Origin of the sequence: Streptomyces sp. NBC_00400 (genome assembly GCF_036048035.1) — a bacterium.
Classification (GTDB): domain Bacteria; phylum Actinomycetota; class Actinomycetes; order Streptomycetales; family Streptomycetaceae; genus Streptomyces.
In genome coordinates this window covers 4,981,814-4,999,386 of record NZ_CP107940.1, presented here as the reverse complement: position 1 = coordinate 4,999,386, position 17,573 = coordinate 4,981,814, and the positions used below count along the sequence as shown (strand labels likewise).

The 17,573-nt window shown below is 67.6% G+C and carries 16 protein-coding genes; 10 read left to right on the top strand and 6 right to left on the bottom strand.

All coding sequences use genetic code 11. The features are described from left to right. The first annotated feature begins 349 nt into the window (after window positions 1-349). The 3 genes from OHS81_RS21985 (at window position 350) to OHS81_RS21975 (ending at window position 6,337) form a co-directional block, all read left to right on the top strand. Window positions 350-781, top strand: a complete 432-nt coding sequence (locus OHS81_RS21985; protein ID WP_328386390.1) for an SseB family protein — start codon at window positions 350-352, stop codon at window positions 779-781. Next, window positions 778-1,395: a hypothetical protein gene (locus tag OHS81_RS21980; protein WP_328386389.1), complete on the top strand. Its 618-nt coding sequence runs from the start codon at window positions 778-780 to the stop codon at window positions 1,393-1,395. Before OHS81_RS21985 ends, OHS81_RS21980 begins: the two co-directional genes overlap by 4 nt. A gap of 106 nt (window positions 1,396-1,501) precedes the next feature. Continuing rightward, window positions 1,502-6,337, top strand: a complete 4,836-nt coding sequence (locus tag OHS81_RS21975) for a putative T7SS-secreted protein (protein WP_328386388.1) — start codon at window positions 1,502-1,504, stop codon at window positions 6,335-6,337. Window positions 6,338-6,485: 148 nt separating this feature from the next. Here the strand turns inward: OHS81_RS21975 and OHS81_RS21970 are convergent, their stop codons facing one another. Further along, window positions 6,486-6,659 (bottom strand): hypothetical protein, encoded by a 174-nt coding sequence (locus OHS81_RS21970; RefSeq protein WP_328386387.1) that lies wholly within the window; start codon window positions 6,657-6,659, stop codon window positions 6,486-6,488. Between the two features lie 742 nt (window positions 6,660-7,401). Between OHS81_RS21970 and OHS81_RS21965 the strand changes: the two genes are divergently transcribed. Continuing rightward, complete coding sequence (locus OHS81_RS21965) at window positions 7,402-7,764, top strand: hypothetical protein (RefSeq protein ID WP_328386386.1); 363 nt, start codon at window positions 7,402-7,404, stop codon at window positions 7,762-7,764. A gap of 383 nt (window positions 7,765-8,147) precedes the next feature. Here the strand turns inward: OHS81_RS21965 and OHS81_RS21960 are convergent, their stop codons facing one another. After that, complete coding sequence (locus OHS81_RS21960) at window positions 8,148-9,947, bottom strand: ABC-F family ATP-binding cassette domain-containing protein (RefSeq protein ID WP_328386385.1); 1,800 nt, start codon at window positions 9,945-9,947, stop codon at window positions 8,148-8,150. A 121-nt stretch (window positions 9,948-10,068) separates the two neighbouring features. On the opposite strand from OHS81_RS21960, the gene OHS81_RS21955 reads away from it, so the two are divergent. Both OHS81_RS21955 and OHS81_RS21950 read left to right on the top strand, forming a co-directional pair. Beyond that, window positions 10,069-10,434: a hypothetical protein gene (locus OHS81_RS21955; RefSeq protein WP_328386384.1), complete on the top strand. Its 366-nt coding sequence runs from the start codon at window positions 10,069-10,071 to the stop codon at window positions 10,432-10,434. 31 nt (window positions 10,435-10,465) lie between these two features. Further along, the gene (locus OHS81_RS21950; RefSeq protein ID WP_328386383.1) at window positions 10,466-11,398 is read left to right on the top strand and encodes an alpha/beta hydrolase; all 933 of its coding nucleotides are present in this window, start codon (window positions 10,466-10,468) and stop codon (window positions 11,396-11,398) included. An 85-nt stretch (window positions 11,399-11,483) separates the two neighbouring features. On the opposite strand, the gene OHS81_RS21945 is transcribed toward OHS81_RS21950, so the two are convergent. Further along, on the bottom strand, window positions 11,484-11,873 hold the full coding sequence (locus OHS81_RS21945; RefSeq protein ID WP_328386382.1) for a hypothetical protein: 390 nt from the start codon (window positions 11,871-11,873) through the stop codon (window positions 11,484-11,486). A gap of 597 nt (window positions 11,874-12,470) precedes the next feature. Further along, window positions 12,471-12,695 (bottom strand): hypothetical protein, encoded by a 225-nt coding sequence (locus OHS81_RS21940; protein WP_328386381.1) that lies wholly within the window; start codon window positions 12,693-12,695, stop codon window positions 12,471-12,473. 187 nt (window positions 12,696-12,882) lie between these two features. Here OHS81_RS21940 and OHS81_RS21935 point away from each other — a divergent pair, with 187 nt between their 5' ends. Both OHS81_RS21935 and OHS81_RS21930 read left to right on the top strand, forming a co-directional pair. Further along, the gene (locus OHS81_RS21935) at window positions 12,883-13,740 is read left to right on the top strand and encodes a helix-turn-helix domain-containing protein (protein WP_328386380.1); all 858 of its coding nucleotides are present in this window, start codon (window positions 12,883-12,885) and stop codon (window positions 13,738-13,740) included. Beyond that, complete coding sequence (locus tag OHS81_RS21930) at window positions 13,721-13,939, top strand: DUF397 domain-containing protein (protein ID WP_328386379.1); 219 nt, start codon at window positions 13,721-13,723, stop codon at window positions 13,937-13,939. The genes OHS81_RS21935 and OHS81_RS21930 overlap by 20 nt, the downstream gene beginning before the upstream one ends. A gap of 271 nt (window positions 13,940-14,210) precedes the next feature. Here OHS81_RS21930 and OHS81_RS21925 read toward each other — a convergent pair whose 3' ends face one another. Beyond that, window positions 14,211-14,759 (bottom strand): TetR/AcrR family transcriptional regulator, encoded by a 549-nt coding sequence (locus OHS81_RS21925; protein WP_328386378.1) that lies wholly within the window; start codon window positions 14,757-14,759, stop codon window positions 14,211-14,213. Between the two features lie 98 nt (window positions 14,760-14,857). Between OHS81_RS21925 and OHS81_RS21920 the strand changes: the two genes are divergently transcribed. Both OHS81_RS21920 and OHS81_RS21915 read left to right on the top strand, forming a co-directional pair. Further along, on the top strand, window positions 14,858-15,892 hold the full coding sequence (locus tag OHS81_RS21920) for an amidohydrolase family protein (protein WP_328386377.1): 1,035 nt from the start codon (window positions 14,858-14,860) through the stop codon (window positions 15,890-15,892). Further along, window positions 15,889-16,638, top strand: a complete 750-nt coding sequence (locus tag OHS81_RS21915) for an SDR family NAD(P)-dependent oxidoreductase (RefSeq protein ID WP_328386376.1) — start codon at window positions 15,889-15,891, stop codon at window positions 16,636-16,638. Before OHS81_RS21920 ends, OHS81_RS21915 begins: the two co-directional genes overlap by 4 nt. 4 nt (window positions 16,639-16,642) lie before the next feature. Here OHS81_RS21915 and OHS81_RS21910 read toward each other — a convergent pair whose 3' ends face one another. Beyond that, entirely contained in the window at window positions 16,643-17,572 is a 930-nt protein-coding gene (locus OHS81_RS21910; RefSeq protein WP_328386375.1) for a 4-(cytidine 5'-diphospho)-2-C-methyl-D-erythritol kinase, read from the bottom strand. Between the last annotated feature and the right edge of the window lies 1 nt (window position 17,573).

Genomic DNA, 17,573 nt, shown 5'->3' with positions numbered 1-17,573 from the left:
ACCCCCTCCACTCCGGCGGGCCCCGGCGCGACCCCTGCCGGGCCGCTCGTCCCCGGGAAGCTACACGCTCGGCTGCGATCACGCGCCCCCTACCGGGAAGAAGCCCCCGGAATGCTGGAATCCCGGCCAATCTGGGCTGGTTGCTGCTGTTGGGGGGCGGGCGAGCCGTCGGCTCGCCGCGCTGGACGGGGCACAGGAACCGGGTGCAAGACACTCAACCTTGTTGAAGCCAAAAGGAACCAGCGGCCGGTTTCCACCGAAGTGCCTTTGCCGGCACCGGCACTGTCACTGCCGTATGCGAAAGTAGGTTCGGCAGTTGAGCGGAAATCGGGGGAGGGAGAAATCCGTCATGTCATTGGCCGACGAAGTAGCGGCAGCTCATGCAGGACATCCGAATCCGGCCGCCCTGGTGGGTGAGTTGCGCCGGACGTCGGTATTGGTGCCGCTTGTCAACGACTCCCTCATGTCGGCCGAGTTGACCGGTATCCGTTGGTTGTATGCCTTCTCCGACGAGGAGGAACTGGCCCACTTCGCCGCGTCGCGGGGCGCCGGCCCCGAGACCGAGCTGCCCTACGTCCGCGCGGTCGGTGCGCGTCTTCTGGATGTCGTCATCCCCGCCATCGAGGGCCCGGCGGGCGTGGTGCTGGACGCGGGCAGTGCGCAGGTGATGGTGTTTCCGCCGGTCAGCGGCATCGTCCCGGACTCCGTAGCGGTCGATCTCGCCGAGCCGGGCCAAGCCGGAAGCGGACTCGGTGCGCCCCTGGCCGGGGGTGCGGCATGACATCCGCCGAGGGCTACGAGCTCGATCCGGCTGCCCTGAAGCAGGTCACCAAGGGCATCCATGACGCGATCGCGGAACTGAAGGAACTGGGCTTCGACACCAGCGCCCAACTCGGCCAGGGATTCGACAAGCTGGCTCTCTCCGGTATGGAGAGCGGACACGCCGGTGTGAGTTCCGTATTCGATTCGTACTGTGAACGCTGGGGCTGGGGTGTTCGCCTGCTCATCCATGAGGCCAACGAATTCGCGCGCCGTCTTGATCTGACGGCCGGGCTTTATCACGAGCAGGAGCAGTACGTTTCGACGACGCTGAAGGTCGGGGCGAATGCCTTGCTGATGGGGGACCCGACCATGACGGAGGAACAGCTGAAGCATCGGACGTGGAAGCAGGTCCGCGACGACAACGCGATCACCCAGTTCGACGACGCGGACTATGACCCCACCTCGGCCAGGTCCCTCAAGGCGTTTCAGGAAGTCGAGCAAGCAGCGAACCAGACGGGCGAGGACTTCAGGACGTCCAAGTGGGCCGGCGACGTGGACCACAACTGGGCCTTGCGGCCACTGAAAAGGTCCCGCGACAGCCAGGCGCAGGCCGACGACCACGACGGATCCTGAACCTCCGTCGCACAACCACTACTGCACATCGACCACTGCATGTCGGTCATCGCACGTCGACTGCTGCACATCCGCTGCTGCACAGCACCACTGGGGGTAAGAACCGATGGGCCTCGGCGACATTCTCGGGGACGTCAAGGACGGCATCAATTCCACTGCCGACAAGATCGGCAACGCCGTCGATGGCGCAAAGGAGGCGGCCGGCGAGGCCGTCGACTACACCACGGACAAGACCGCCGACGTTCTCGACTCCTTCGGTGCGGAGGACGCGGCCAAGTCCGTCCGCTCGGCCGGTGACGATGTCGCGGACGCGCTGGGCGCGCAGGTCGCTGAGCGGCAGCTGGGCGAGAGTGACGATCCCAAGGAGCTGGTCCACGGCGACGTCGCGAAGATCAATGAATCCGCCGCGCACCTGAAGGACTTCTACGCGGCCTTCGAACGCGTCGGCCAGGGGATCCGCAAGCTGGACGCCGGGTCCTGGAAGGGGAAGGCGGCCGACAGCTTCCACGAGAAGTTCGACGCGCACCCCAAGCAATGGATGCGCACTGCGGATGCCTGTGAGTCGGCGTGGAAGGCCCTGGACTCCTACGCGGAGACGGTCTCCTGGGCGCAGAAGAAGGCGCAGTCGGCCATCGACGCATGGCAAGCGGCCGAGGCCAAGAGCAAGAAGGCGTACGACGCCCACCGCCACAAGGTCGATACGTACAAGGCGAAGGCCAAGGCCTACAACGCCGCGGTGGACCAGGGCTCCGACCCCGGTCCCAAGCCCGACGATCCCGGCGACTTCGTCGACCCCGGTGACCAGGGCCGCGAGGCGGCCATGGAAATGCTCAAGAACGCCCGCAGCCAGCGCAACGAAGCGGCAGCGAAGGCGCAGCACGCCCTCAAGGGAGCCCTGGAACACGCCCCGCAGGAGCCGAAGTTCACCACTGAGGCGGCCTTCGACACCATGGACGGCCTCGCGGCCGGCAGCATGAACCTGATGCATGTCGTCGGTGGCATCGGCAAGGGCTTCGTCGAAACAGTCAATCTGGCCCGCACGCTGAACCCGGCGGAGCCGTACAACCTCGCCCACCCCCACGTGTACCTGGCCAACGTCGCCAAAACCGGCCTCGGCCTGGCCAGTTCCGCCGCCCACCCCGGCCGGCTGGCCAAGGGGATCACCGGCGAGGGCTGGGGCAGCGACCCGGGTGAGGCGCTCGGAAAAGTCATCGCCAACCTCGTCGGAGGCAAGGGCGTCGGCTCCCTCGGCAAGGGCATGGTGAAGGCGGGGGCCAAGGACGCGGTCAAGATAGCTGCCAAGGACTCGGCACGAGCCGCCGCCAGGGAAGGTGGCAAGCGCACCATCATGGACCGGGCCCGTATCGCCTGGTGCAAGACCTTCGGCAACGACCCCATCGACATGGCCACCGGCCGGATGATCCTGCCGCAGACCGACATCGCCCTCCCCGGCAGCCTCCCCCTCACCTTCACCCGTACCTTCGAGTCGTCCTACCGCACCGGCCGCTGGTTCGGTCCGACGTGGATGAGCACCGTCGACCAGCGGCTGGAGATCGACGCCGAGGGCGTCATCCTCATCGGCGAGGAGGGCAACTTCCTCCTCTACCCACACCCGGCCGTAGGCGTGCCCACCCTTCCCGCCGAGGGCGACGGCCACCCCCTGGAGCGCACCCCGGACGGCGACTACCTCCTCACCGACCCGGTCACCGGCACCCGCCGCTACTTCACCACCTATACCGAAGACCTCGCCCTCCTCGACGAGATATCCGACCGCCACGGGAACCACCACACCTTCGACTACACCGAAGACGGCACCCCCACCGCCATCACCCACAGCGCCGGCTACCGCCTCCTGCTCACCACGGACGAGGGCCGCATCACCGCCCTCCACCTCTCCGGCGCCGCCCCCGACGGCGGCGACCAGCTCCTGATGGCATACGGCTACGACGACGCCGGCAACCTCATCACCACCACCAACTCCTCCGGCCTCCCGCTCCGCTTCACCTATGACGACACCGGCCGGATCACGTCCTGGACGGACACCAACAACAGCAGCTACACCTACGTCTACGACGACAATGACCGCTGCACCTCACAGGGCGGCATAGCGGGCCACCTCCGCGCCCAGTTCACCTGGGGCGAGCCGGATCCCGTAACGGGCCTGCGCACCAACCTGCTCCACAACTCCCAGGGCGGCGTCACCCGCTACGAGGTCAACGAACGCCACCAGATCGTCGCGGAGACCGACCCCACCGGCTCCACCACCCGCACGGTCCGCGACGCCAAGCACCGAGTCCTGTCCACCACCGACCCGTTGGGCCGTACCACCCGCTTCACCTACGACGATGAGGGCCGCCCGACCATCGTCGCCCTCCCCGACGGCTCCACCGCCACCACCAGCTACAACGACCTCGGCCTGCCCCTGACCAGCACCGGTCCGGACGGCACCACCTGGACCCACACCTACGACGCCGACGGCAACCGGGCCTCCACCACCGACCCCACCGGCGCCAGCACCACCTACACCCACGACGCCCGCGGCCACGTCTCCTCGGTCACCGATGCCCTCGGCAACACCACGCACCTCTACTGCAACGAGGCCGGTCTGCCCCTGACCGTCACCGACCCGCTGGGCGCCACCACCCGCTACCGCCGCGACGCGTTCGGCCGCACCACCTCCGTCACCGACCCCCTGGGCGAGACCACCCACATGGTGTGGACCGTCGAAGGGAAGCTCGCGGCCCGCATAGACGCCACCGGCGCCACCGAGGAGTGGACCTACGACGGCGAGGGCAACCGCCTCGCCCACACCGATGCCATCGGCCAGACCACCCGCTACGAATACAGCCACTTCGACCTCTTGGTGGCCCGCACCGACCCCGACGGCGTCCGCCACGAGTTCACCCACGACACCGAACTCCGCCTCACCCAGGTCACCAACCCCCAAGGCCTGACCTGGAACTACGCCTACGACGGCGCGGGCCGCCTCATATCCGAGACGGACTTCGACGACCGTGTCCTGGCCTACACCCATGACGCGGCGGGCCAACTGGCCATGCGTACCAACGCTCTTGGCGAAGTCACGGCCTACACCCGAGACACCCTCGGCCGCATCACGCACAAGGACGCCGCCGGCCTCGTCACCACCTACGTTCACGACACCAGTGGCAACTTGCAACAAGCGGCGAACCCGGACGCCACCGTCACCTACACCCGCGACATCCTGGGCCGCGTCACCACCGAGACGGTCAACGGCCGCACCATGGCGTTCGCCTACGACGCCTTGGGCCGCCGCACCTCCCGCACCACCCCCACCGGCCACACCACCACCTACACCTACGACGCCGCCGGCAACCGCACCGCCATGGACATCGCCGGTCACGTCCTCACCTTCGACCACGACGACGCCGGCCAGGAACTCACTCGCAACATCGGCGACCATCTCCAGCTCACCCATACCTGGGACCCCACCGGCCGCCTCACCGCCCAGTCCCTTACCGCAGCAGCCACCGGCACTGTGCCGTCCCCCACCGGGGCGCACCGGGCACAGAACCCTGCCGCCGCCGAAGCCCAACAGGTCCTCCACCGCGGCTACACCTACCGGCCCGACGGCAACCTCACCTCGATCGACGACTCCCACACCGGCCGCCGCACCTTCGACCTCGACCGCGCCGGCCGCGTCACCGCCGTCCACGCCACCGACTGGACCGAGACCTACGCCTACGACTCAGCCGGCAACCAAACCCACGCCACCTGGCCCGACCGCCACCCCAACCCTTCAGCCCGAGGCGACCGCACCTACGCCGGCACCCGCATCACCAAAGCGGGCTCCATCCGCTACGAACACGACTCCCTCGGCCGCGTAACTCTCCGCCAAAAACCCCGGCTGTCCCGCAAACCAGACATCTGGCATTACCACTGGAATGCGGAAGACCGCCTCACCTCTGCCATCACCCCCGGTGGCACGACATGGCGCTACCTTTACGACCCTACTGGGCGACGCATAGCCAAGCAGCAGCTTGCTACCGACTTGTCAACAGTCGTTGAACAAACGGACTTCACATGGGATGGCCCTACACTCACCGAACAGGCCACCCACTCTACCTGCACATCGAAGCAAATAGTCCTTACCTGGGATTACCAGGGCCTAACATCACTCACTCAGCTTGAACGCAAAATCTCTCACCCAAATCCTTCTCGCACCCGTCAACGCGCTATTGATGAACGATTCTTCTCTATCATCTCCGACCTGGTCGGCGCCCCCACTGAACTCATCGACGAAACGGGCGCTATCGCCTGGCACACTCGAAATAGCCTCTGGGGCACTACCGCCTGGAACGCCAGCGCTGACGCCTACACCCCCCTACGCTCCCCCGGGCAGTACTTCGACACAGAAACACAGCTTCACTACAACCTCCAGCGCTACTACGACCCCTCAACAGCCCGCTACCTCACCCCGGATCCACTCGGCCTAGGCCCAGGCCCCAACCCTTCCTGCTACGTCGCTAACCCACATGCAGCAATTGACCCCTACGGCCTCTCGGCATGCCCGAAGAATGTGGCTGTAGGCATCAGAGATGAAGGCTTGAGGGAATTTGCAGAGAAGAATAATTATACGCACTATTTGGACAATTGGGACTGGGAGTCGGAAGTTCGATCCGCCGCCCATAATCCTGATATAAATCTACACGTCTCAATTGATGGATTCAAAAACAGCGACGAGGCAATTAAAGTCGGCAGACTCGGGGATCCCGCGGATAAATTCATGAAGGCTTACACTCGAGGGATGGGCGACAATTGGTGGGCAACGGAACGTGAAATGTACCATATCGGAAAATCCGTGAGACTCGGAGATCGAACATGGGATAGCATCAAATTCTACGAAAACGGGAAACAAATTCAGATCCCAGAACCCGGACATTGGCCCATGCCAGGAAGGTAATGAGATGAGAGAGATTCACACTTGGAATAGAAGGTTCCAGGTTTGGCAGTACTCCGTCAGCCACTCGACCCTACTCCTTCGAAGCGTGCATGCAGAGCGATACAATTCGCGGGTCGATATTCTTTTCCCGTCGGTTTCCCTGATGCACCTAAAGCCCAGCTTTGATGCACTTGAAATCCACGAAGCGGATGATGTCGATCGACTGAAGTTTCTGCCGGAGTCCGGTGACGAGTACCGAGGAAAGCTCTATCTCCTGAACCGTGGAGAGGCGTTCGTATGCGCAGCCCAGTGCGTCTGGAACGAAGACGATGGCGATCACCACTCGCCATCGCGATTCGGCCCGCTGCGTGGGACTCCGTGACCCATCCGCGCGCCATTGATACGGCAGCGTTCAGGGTCACGTCGACGACCGATCGAAGCGAACACGCGAAGGCCCCCATCGAGGGGCTTGCGTTCTAGGTCGTCGCCTCCAGCTTGAAGTCGGTGCGGCGGACCGAGAGCCGTAAAGACCGGAAACGACTGGGGGAACAGGACCCTGGTCCATGAGGCGGAGGAATATTTCCAGCTCGTGGGCCAGGCGTCAGCAGTCAGGGTGCATGCCGGATTGTCGGGATCAACCGGGTGCGGCGAATCGCTGGCGGAACGGGCACGGCTCGCTTCCTTTTGAGCGGCGCGGTTGACCGCGGCCGCCTTCTTGGGGGACGTCGTGGTCTGCTGCGCGGGGGCCGGCGTGGTGGCCTCGATGGCCTTCTGGCGGCGTTCCAGGTGCTTGTCCAGGCCGCGCGGGAGCATGCGTGGCGTCGACGAGGAGGCCGGGCCCGCAACTGGGGCAGGCGCTCAACGTCTCGGTCCGAACGTGTTCGAGCGCACCTTCCATGTTCCTGACGTGAACGCTGCGGTCGACGCCCAGTTGCGGACAATTAACGCAAAACTTGGCGATTATAGCCTCATGCGCAACAATTGCGTCACCCTACTGTGGATACGTTGAGATCTGGCGGAGTGGATATCCCGCCGGACACAAGAGGGATGCTCGTTCTCAAAAAATGCTGAAAAGACTAGGAGGTATGGTGCGCATGGACGAAGTGAATCCTAATGAAATCCTTGCCGAGATCATCCTGAGTAAAAAGGTTGGGACGAGCCATGTTCGGCTGGTTGGGGACCTGATCTCAGTCGATGCACAGCTCAGCATGGCCGCGCTGGAGAGCGGCGGTCTGCCGCTGGAGCAGATGGCCGATATCGCTGAGGCCGTGTTGCCGATGGAGGAGGCCTATATTCAAGCGTGGGAAGAGGTTAATTCTGAACCCGGCTTCGAAGAATCGTTTCCCAAGCTGAAGGAATTGGAACGCGCGTTGAGGAGCGCAGTAGAGGGGATCATCGAAATCGCGCAGAGGTATCAACTTTCAGTAAGTCGGACGCACCTCGACTGAGTCGGTGTGCCCTGTTGAACTTGTTGCCTCGACCAGTACAAAGTCCGCCGCTGTCAGGGCTGGTGCCGACGCGGAAATCTGCGTGGTGGTGGGCCTGCGTGGTGGCCCGCCTAACTGAAGTCGGCGGCAGCCTTGGTGGTATCGCCACCGCGGCCACCATCTCGAAGCCGCTGTCCACCTCGCCGACAAGGCGGACAAGATTCGCAGTGAAGTCTTTCAGCGGCGCAGAGATCGGGCTGCCACTCGCCCGCGGTGTTTTCCCGCCGCCGCACACGGGACCGGGACCGCCCCTGGAGCCCCGCCCGTCACCACGTGATCACGAGTTCCGTCCCGCGGTGACCGGCGGCGTCACTCCGGGGGTGCACCCCCGTGCCACCCGCTTCTTACGCCTCCTCAGCCAACTCCAGCCACCGCATCTCCAGCTCATCCTTCTCCGCGCTCAGTTCGCGGAGTTGGGCGTCGAGGCCGGCGACCTTTTCGAAGTCCGTCGCGTTCTCGGCGATCTGGGCGTGGAGCTTGGTTTCCTTGTCGCCGAGCTTGTCCAACTGGCGCTCGATCTTCTGGAGTTCCTTCTGGGCGGCGCGGTTGACGGCGGCGGCCTTCTTGGGGGCTGCGGTCTGCTGGGCGGGCGCCGGGGTGGCGGCCTCGATGACCTGGCGGCGGCGGTCCAGGTACTCGTCCAGGCCGCGCGGCAGCATCCGGAGGGTGGCGTCGCCGAGCAGGGCGTGGACGCGGTCGGTGGTGCGCTCGATGAAGTAGCGGTCGTGGCTGATGACGATGAGGGAGCCGGGCCAGCCGTCGAGGAGGTCCTCCAGCTGGGTCAGGGTCTCGATGTCGAGGTCGTTGGTGGGCTCGTCGAGGAAGAGGACGTTGGGCTCGTCCATGAGGAGGCGCAGGATCTGCAGGCGGCGGCGCTCACCGCCGGAGAGGTCGCCGACCGGCGTCCACTGCTTCTCCTTGGTGAAGCCGAACTTCTCGCAGAGCTGGCCGGCGGTCATCTCGCGGCCCTTGCCCAGGTCGACCCGCTCGCGCACCTGCTGGACGGCCTCCAGCACCCGCAGCGTCGGCGGGAGTTCGCCGACCTCCTGGGAGAGGTACGCCAGCTTGACGGTCTTGCCGACGACGACGCGGCCTGCGACCGGCTGCGCCTCGCCCTGCGTACGGGCCGCCTGTTCCAGCGCCCGCAGCAGCGAGGTCTTGCCGGCGCCGTTGACGCCGACCAGGCCGATCCGGTCGCCGGGGCCCAGCTGCCAGGTCAGGTGCTTGAGGAGCACCTTCGGCCCGGCCTGGATGCTGACGTCCTCCAGCTCGAAGACGGTCTTGCCGAGGCGGGAGCTGGCGAACTTCATCAGCTCGGCGTTGTCGCGGGGCGGCGGGACGTCCGCGATCAGTTCGTTGGCGGCCTCGATGCGGAAGCGGGGCTTGCTCGTACGGGCGGGGGCGCCGCGCCGCAGCCAGGCCAGCTCCTTGCGCATCAGGTTCTGCCGCTTGACCTCTTCGGTGGCGGCGATCCGCTCCCGCTCGGCGCGGGCGAAGACGTAGTCGCTGTAGCCGCCCTCGTACTCGTGGACATCGCCGCGCTGGACGTCCCACATCCGCGTACAGACCTGGTCGAGGAACCACCGGTCGTGGGTGACGACGACGAGGGCGGAGCGGCGGGCGCGGAGGTGGCCGGCCAGCCAGGAGATGCCCTCGACGTCGAGGTGGTTGGTGGGCTCGTCGAGGACGATCAGGTCCTGTTCGGCGATCAGCAGCTTGGCGAGCGCGATGCGGCGGCGCTCACCGCCGGAGAGCGGGCCGATGACGGTGTCCAGGCCCTGGGTGAAGCCCGGCAGGTGCAGATCGCCGAAGAGGCCGGTCAGCACGTCGCGGATCTTGGCGTTGCCGGCCCACTCGTGGTCGGCGAGGTCGCCGATGACCTCGTGCCGGATGGTGGCGGCCGGGTCGAGCGAGTCGTGCTGGGTGAGGACACCGAGGCGCAGCCCGCCGTTGTGGGTGACCCGGCCGTCGTCCGCGCTCTCCAGCTTGGCGAGGATCCGGATCAGGGTGGTCTTGCCGTCCCCGTTGCGCCCGACGACGCCGATCCGGTCCCCCTCGTTGACGCCGAGCGAGACACCGTCGAGCAGGGCACGGGTTCCGTACACCTTGCCGACGGCTTCCAGATTGACGAGGTTCGTGGCCATTCCGCTCCTGCACTTCAGATCGATCGACCTACCCAGCCTAGTCGGCGTGGGGAGGAGGACCGCCGGGAGATGAGTATCCGTACCGATGGCGGGCGCGGACGGCGGCCCTAGCGTCAGCAGCATGATCAACGACCGGGCTCCGGCCGCCCCTTCCGTGTCCGACGCCGCACCGCCGGTGACCGGCTCCGCCGCGGGCCGCGTCGTCGCCGGCCTGCTGGTGCTGGCGTTCGCCGCGGTGACCGGGCTGTTCGCGCCGTTTCTGGTGATGGCGAGCGACGGCTGCTCCGAGGATGACGTCCGCACGATCTGCTCCGTGGGCGCCCAGCAGGTCGTCGGCAATCTGCCGGTCATCGCCGCCTTCGTGGCCGCCCTGCTGGCCGTGGTGGGCATGGGCAGCAGGGGTGGCGCCGGCCGGGGATGCCTTCTGGCGGCCCCGTGTCTGCTGGTCGTGGCCTGGGTGGTGTCGATGGCCATTGCGAGCACCTGAGGCGCCGCGGCCCCCGTTGTAACGTGCGGTCATGGCACCGGACATGGGCATGGCGGGTACGGCAGGGATGGCGGGCGCGGCAAGTACGGCGGGCATGGCAGGCGCCGTGGGCAGGGCGGGCGCGGCAGGCTCGGCAGTGGAGACGGTACGCGGGTTGGTCTACGGCCCGAGCGGGAAGCGGCTGGACGTCTACCGTCCGGCGGGGGTGGCCGGGCCGTCCGGGGACGCCTCGACCTCCGGGAAGACCGGGGAGGCCGGGCCGTCCGCCCCCGCGCCCACCGTGCTGCTGTGGCACGGCATCGGTCCGGACGAGCGGGATGTGCTCGACCCGCTGGCGCGCACCGCGGCGGCGCGCGGGCTGCTGGTGCTCGTACCGGACTGGCGCTCGGACGCCGCGGACGGCGGCCGGGCGCACCTGCTGGAGTCGCTGGCCTTCGTGCGCACGGAAGCGGGCGGGCTGGGCGGCGACGGGGAGTCGTTCGTGCTGGCCGGGTGGTCGGCGGGGGCCGGGACCGCGCTGGGGGTCGCGCTGCGGCCCGAGATCGTGGAGGGGTGGCGGCCGCGGGCGGTGGTGGGGGTGGCAGGCCGTTACGACCTGCCGGCGCGGACCACCGGGACCGCGCCGCTGGACGATCTCGCCGCGGGCCGGGAACCGGGCGGCGTCCCGGTCCACCTCGTCCACGGCAGCCGCGATGCCGTCGTGGACGCCCACCGCTCCCGCGACCTCGCCGAGGCGCTGCGGGCGGCAGGCCGGACGGGCCAAGCGGACCGGGTGGACCAGGCGGTGACGCTCCAGGAGCCGGAGACCGACCACGCAGGCGTGATCATGACCGCGTACGACCCGGCGGCGGACCGCTGCGTCCCGACGACCGCCGAACACGCCGTACGCGCAGGCCAGTTGGTGGCCAGGATGCTGGCCGAGGCGGCCGGTGGCGCAGCCCAGTTGGGCGGGACCTGTCCATAGACGGTCGGCCGGGCTCTTGCACTCTGCGCTCCCCTGGAAGGGGGAGCACAGTCGGGCACCAGGCCATTCGCTGGACACCCGACCGTTATGCCACGTAGCTGGCCTGCTCCAATTCGTACACAGCGCTGTGGAAGCGGGCGCTGGCCCCTTCCCCGTCTCCCCCGTCCAGTGCGTACACCCCGTTGTTCAGCTGTCGCCTGGCATCCTCGATGTCAGTGATGGCGGGGTTGCTCTCGCAGTCGCCGCCGAAGGTGTAGCTAATGGCTGTGTACGCCAGGTCCCGGGCGGCGTCGAGGTGTCCTGCGGTTGCGTGGCTGGCTGCCTGGCCGGCGTAGTCCTCGGCGGTGACGACCGCCCTCCAGCATGCGGACTTGGCGCTCGTCGCGCTCGCCGCCGGGGCAGCAGCGACAACTGCTCCGCCGCTGAGCGCAAGGGTGGCGGCCACGGTCGCTAGTCGGGTGCGTATGCGAGTCACTGACAAGACTCCTTCCGGATGGCAACGAAGGCTGCCAGCCAACTCAGCCATGCCTGGTGCCGGCAACGAGCGCGGCACGGAATGGCCTATTCGCCCAGATGAAAGGGCTTTAGACCCGTTCTTGTGCGAGTGGGCCGTCTATGCATCTGTGCCCATCAAAGCCGTTTCCGGACCGGTCACGGGCCCACCAACTCTCGACCGGCGGACAGCGTCCAACTTCGCCGGCAAACGGTCTGGGTTAGGCGTCGGAGCACATCGGTCAGCGCCGCCCGCCCCCACTGGACGACCACGTGTTAAGCCGCCGCACGGATTCCCGCAGCTCCCGGCGCCTGGCGTTCTGATCCGCCGCACTCTGCCGCGCCTCAGGGGCGGCGGCGGCAGACGGCCGGACGGGGCCACCGCCGTCACCGCACGGCGGCAGCAGACCGGGCGGCACCCGGCGGACGTGGACGAGGCGCCGCCGCGCCGGAGCCGCCGGTGACCAGGCCGGGGCGGCGACCACACCGCTACCGGCCCTCGCTCGATGGCCGCCCCGCCCCGGAAGTAACCCGCTCAGCAGCGCTCCAAGGGCTGCTCGAGCGAGCCCCCGCGCCCCGTTCAACGGGCCGCCGCCTTGCGCAGAACCTCGGCGAGCTGGCGGGCGGTGGCCGCGTTGCAGTTACCGAGGGCGACCAGCGAAGCGCCGTAGACGCTCGCGAAGCCGGGCAGATCGACGCCGAGCGACGGCAGCGTGATGCCGTTCTCCTTCAACGCGGTGCGCAGCTCTTCTGCGCTTTCGTGCACGTCGTCGGGGTGGTCGGGGAGGGGGCGGTCGAGGGGCATGGAGCCCGCCTTTCTGTACGCATAGCAACGAACCGCTTACAGAGTGATGTGGCGCGGCGTAGCGTGAAAGGGGTTTGGGCTCCCGGTCGCGGTCCGGGGAATGCGCGGTGTGACGTGGTGGAAATGTGGGAACCGCTGGGGCCCGTCCGCAACGACTGGGAATCAGCTACACGTACGGCGGTGAACCGTGGCACGACGCAAGGACATTGACGGCTCGGCGGGAGTCCCCACCTTTTATGGTGCGGAGCTGCGCTACCAGAGGGAGTTGGCCGGGCTCACGCTCTCGCAACTGGTCGAGGGCAGCTTCTATGGCCCGAGCCACCTCAGCGAGATCGAGCGCGGCGAACGGCGGATGCCGATGGAGCTGGCCGAGCACGTGGACAAGGTGCTGAAGACGGACGGCTTCTTCACGCGGCGCTGCGAGGACGTGCGGAAGGCGAGGCGGACCGGTCATGCCGAGTACTTCGAGCGCGTATTGGAGGCGGAGAAGTACGCCGCAAGCATCGAGGAGTGGTCCCCCACCGTCATCCCTGGTTTGTTGCGGACCGAGCCGTACACACGAGCAGTGGCGCAGGCCGCGCGTCCACTGGCGTCCGACGCAGAGGTGGACGAGAAGGTCAACGCCTCCATGGCCCGCGCCTGCCTGTTCGAGGGCGACCACAAGACCCCAGAGTATTGGGTGATCCTGCACGAGTCGTTGCTGCGCCACCCGATCCTTCCGCCGGAAGCTGCGGCCGACCAGCTAGACCACGTCTCAGCGCTGGCACGGAGCCGCCGGATCGTTCCACAGATCCTTCCGTGGAACTGCGGACCGCATCCCCTCATGGTGGTGGGCTTGGCCAAGATCATGACCTTCGCGGCTGCTCCGCCACTGGCTTACTTGGAATCGCAGTACAGCGGTGACACGATCGATGATCCGGCCATCGTGCAGAAGTACCGCAAGGCATACGATTGGCTCAGGGCCGCCGCGCTGCCGCCGAAGGCGTCCCTCGACATGATCGAGGAAGCGGCTGAGGATTATCGAAATGGCAAACAGCCACGTTGACTTGAGCAATGCCGTCTGGCGCAAGAGTAGCTACAGCAACGGCGACGGCGGGGACTGTGTCGAGGTGGTCGACGACCTCCCCGGCATCGTCCCCGTCCGCGACTCCAAGGACCCACACGGCCCGGCAATCGCTTTCCCGGCCGCCGCCTGGTCAGCCTTCGTCACCGCCGTCAAGGCCACCGGCCTGCAGGGCGCTTGAGCTTCGCGGGCGCTTGCCTCTCCCCCGCGCCTGAACGCTCCGGGGCAGAGGGCGCCCGCGGGAATGCCGCCCGGCCCCGCCACGTTGTGGCCCCGTAGGGGGCACTCCCATCCCCTACGGGATCTGTTCCCCTGTCCCCCAAGGGACCATCACGCCCGACGTTCCTTCCTGCCTGGCCGGGCCGGCGTGCCCGGCGGCGATCTCCCCCTCGGTCACGAACCCGGTCGGGCAGCCAGCACCGCCTCGATCACCGCCCAAGCGGCACCACTACCTACTGATCGCCGCCAAGGGCGTTGGTGAGCCACGGCCGAAGGACCGTCTCGATCTGTGGCTCGGAGATGTCGGCGAGCGCGTCGAGTTGAAGGAAATGCCGCGCGATGGTGAGGCCGAGAATGCTGCTGACGGTCAGGGCCGCGCGCAGCTCGGCGTCGCCGTCGTCACTGGTGCGCGCGAGGTTGAGAACCCGCTCGTCGAGGAAGTCCTTCATCGCCTTCGTCGCTTCCGGCGCGGTCAGCATCGACCGCACGAGAGCGCGGGTTTCGGGCGGGAGCTCGTTCAGGCGGACGTCGAGGACGTCGGAGAGGTGTCCGGCGACGTCGTCGTCGGTGCTTTGGCGGTCAAGCCGGGCGGCAAGGGCGAAGAGGTCGTTCTTCGAGCCGTAGTGCTGGATGACGAGGGAGGGGTCGACCCCGGCTCGTTGCGCGATGGCGCGCACGGTCGTGCCTTCGAGCCCACGATCGCCGAACTCGGCCTGTGCGGCTTCGAGGATCCGTTGCGCGGTGGCGGCTCGTTTGGCCGCGCGTGTCGTCGGTTCGTCCACGTAATTCACTCTACAGGCGTTGAGCGAACCTGCTACGTTCGCCGAAGTTCGCTCAACACAGCATGAGTGAACAGAGCGCGAGCCAAAGGAGCGTGATGATGAGAGTCATCGCCATCGAGGAGCACTGGACCACCGCGGGAATCGACCGAGCGCTGCGCGCGCAGCCGGCGGGGGTCAGAGACGAGAGCGTGGCTTTGAACGACAGGGGGGACATTCCCGAGCGCCTGCTCGACATCGGCGAGCAACGGATTGCGGCGATGGACGCGGCGGGTGTCGATCTGCAGATCCTCTCGATCGCCCCGCCGGGTACCCACGGGCTTCCGGCCCGCCAGGCCATTGCGCTGAGCCGCGACGCGAATGACCGGGCCAGCGAGGCCGTTGAGCGCTATCCGACTCGCCTGAGGGCCATGACGACGTTGCCGATGTCAGACCCGGACGCTGCCGTGGCCGAACTCGACCGGACCGCGAGCGCGCCCGGTCATGTCGGGATCATGTCCTACGGCCGCAGCGGCGAACGCTCGCTGGATGACCCCGTCTACGACGAACTGCTCGCGGCCGCCGCCGACTTGGGACGGCCGGTGTTCCTTCATCCCCAGATTCCTCCGAACCCGGTTCGCGAGGCGTCCTATCGCGGGTTCGACCCCTCGGTCGACCTTGCGCTGGCCACCTTCGGCTGGGGGTGGCATATCGAGGCGGGACTCGCGGCGCTTCGCCTCATCCTGCGCGGCACCTTCGACCGTCACCCGAAGCTGCAGATCGTCTTGGGGCACTGGGGCGAGATGCTGTTGTTCGCGCTCGACCGGATCGACAGTCTTTCCCACGTCGCGACCGACCTCGACCGCCGGGTCGCCGAGTACTTCCGGACCAACATTCACATAGCGACGAGCGGCATGCTGACCCCACGCCTGCTCCGCCACGCGCTGGACTTCACGAGCGTCGACCGGATCCTGCTCTCCGGGGACTATCCCTTCCACCGTCTCGACGCCGAGACTGTCACCGAGTTCCTGCAGACGCTTCCCGACCCCGCGGATCAACACAAGATCTCGTACGCCAACGCCGAGTCGCTTTACGGCCTCGGCGAGGCCCCCGCTGCGTCAGGCGACCGGACCACGCAACCCCAGGAGCAATCATGAGCTCGATCTCGGAGAACGCAGCCTCGGAGAACTCAGCCTCACAGAACGCGGCCTCGGGGAACGCAACGGTCCTTCTCATCGGTGCCTCCCGCGGCCTGGGTTATGCGATCGCCGCGGAATACCTTGACCGGGGGTCTCGCGTGGTGGCGACCGTCCGCGGCTCTCGCCGCACCGCCCTGCACGAGCTGCAGGCCACCGCCGACGGGCGGCTGGAGATCGAGCACGTCGACATCAACGCTCCGGAGCAGGTCCAGGCCCTCCGCGAGCGGCTCGACGCCCGCAGGTTCGATCTGCTCTTCGTCAATGCGGGCGTCACCAACAGCCCGGAAGAGACGACCGCCGACGTCACGACGGACGAGTTCACCCGCCTCATGATCACCAACGCGCTGAGCCCGATGCGCGCCATCGAAACGCTCGGCGACCTCGTCCACCCTGAGGGCAGCATGGCGATCATGTCCTCCCGCCAGGGCAGCATCGCCCACAACGAACGCGGCGGCTTCGAGATTTACCGAGCCAGCAAGTCCGCCCTCAACCAGCTGATGCGCAGCTATGCGGCCCGTCATCGCCACGACCGCCGCACGCTGCTGTTGATGGCGCCCGGCTGGGTCAAGACCGAACTCGGCGGCCCCAACGCCCGCCTCACCGTCGACGAGAGCGTCCCCGGCGTCGTCAGGGCCATCGAAGCCCAGCGCGGCCGCACCGGCCTGCATTTTCTCGACTATCTCGGCCAGACCGTCGCCTGGTGAGGAATCAGAGCACCGTCGCCCCCACCGCCGGAGCCTCCGCCACCCGCACCTGGCGGCAGGTCCCCGACGCGAGCAGGTCCTGGGCCACCCGCCCGGCTGCCTCCGCGTCCTTGGCCAGGAAGGCGGTGGTCGGGCCCGAGCCGGAGACCAGGGCGGCCAGGGCGCCGGCGGCGGTGCCCGCCTCCAGGGTGGCGGTCAGGGGCGGGCACAGGGAAAGCGCCGCGGGCTGGAGGTCGTTGGCCAGGGCCGCGGCGAGGGCGGTGGCGTCACCTGTCTCCAGGGCGGCCAGCAGGGCCGGGTCCGCCTCGGGCTCGGGAACCTCGGTCCCCGCCGTCAGCCGGTCGAACTCGCTGTAGACGGCCGGGGTGGACAGACCGCCGTCGGCGACCGCGAAGACCCAGTGGAAGGTGCCGCCGACGGGGAGGGGGGTCAGCAGTTCGCCGCGGCCGCGGCCCAGCGCTGCGCCACCCACCAGGCTGAACGGCACATCACTGCCCAACTCGGCGCAGAGGGAAAGGAGTTCATCGCGCGAGGCGCCCGTCGACCACAGGGCGTCGCAGGCCAGCAAGGCGCCGGCCGCGTCCGCGCTGCCGCCCGCCATGCCGCCCGCGACGGGGATGTCCTTGCGGATGTGGAGGTGGACGTTCGGCTCGATGCCGTGGCGGGCCGCGAGGAGTTCGGCGGCGCGGGCCGCCAGGTTGGTGCGGTCCAGCGGGATCCGGTCGACGTCGTGGCCCTCGGCGGTGATCCGGAGGGTGTCGGCGGGGGTGGCGGTGACCTCGTCGTAGAGGCCGACGGCGAGGAAGACGTTCGCCAGGTCGTGGAAGCCGTCCGCGCGGGCGGCGCCCACGGCCAGCTGGACGTTGACCTTGGCCGGTACCCGGACGGTGACCGAGGCGGCGGTCGGGTCGGTCGTGTGCGTCGTGTCGGTCATG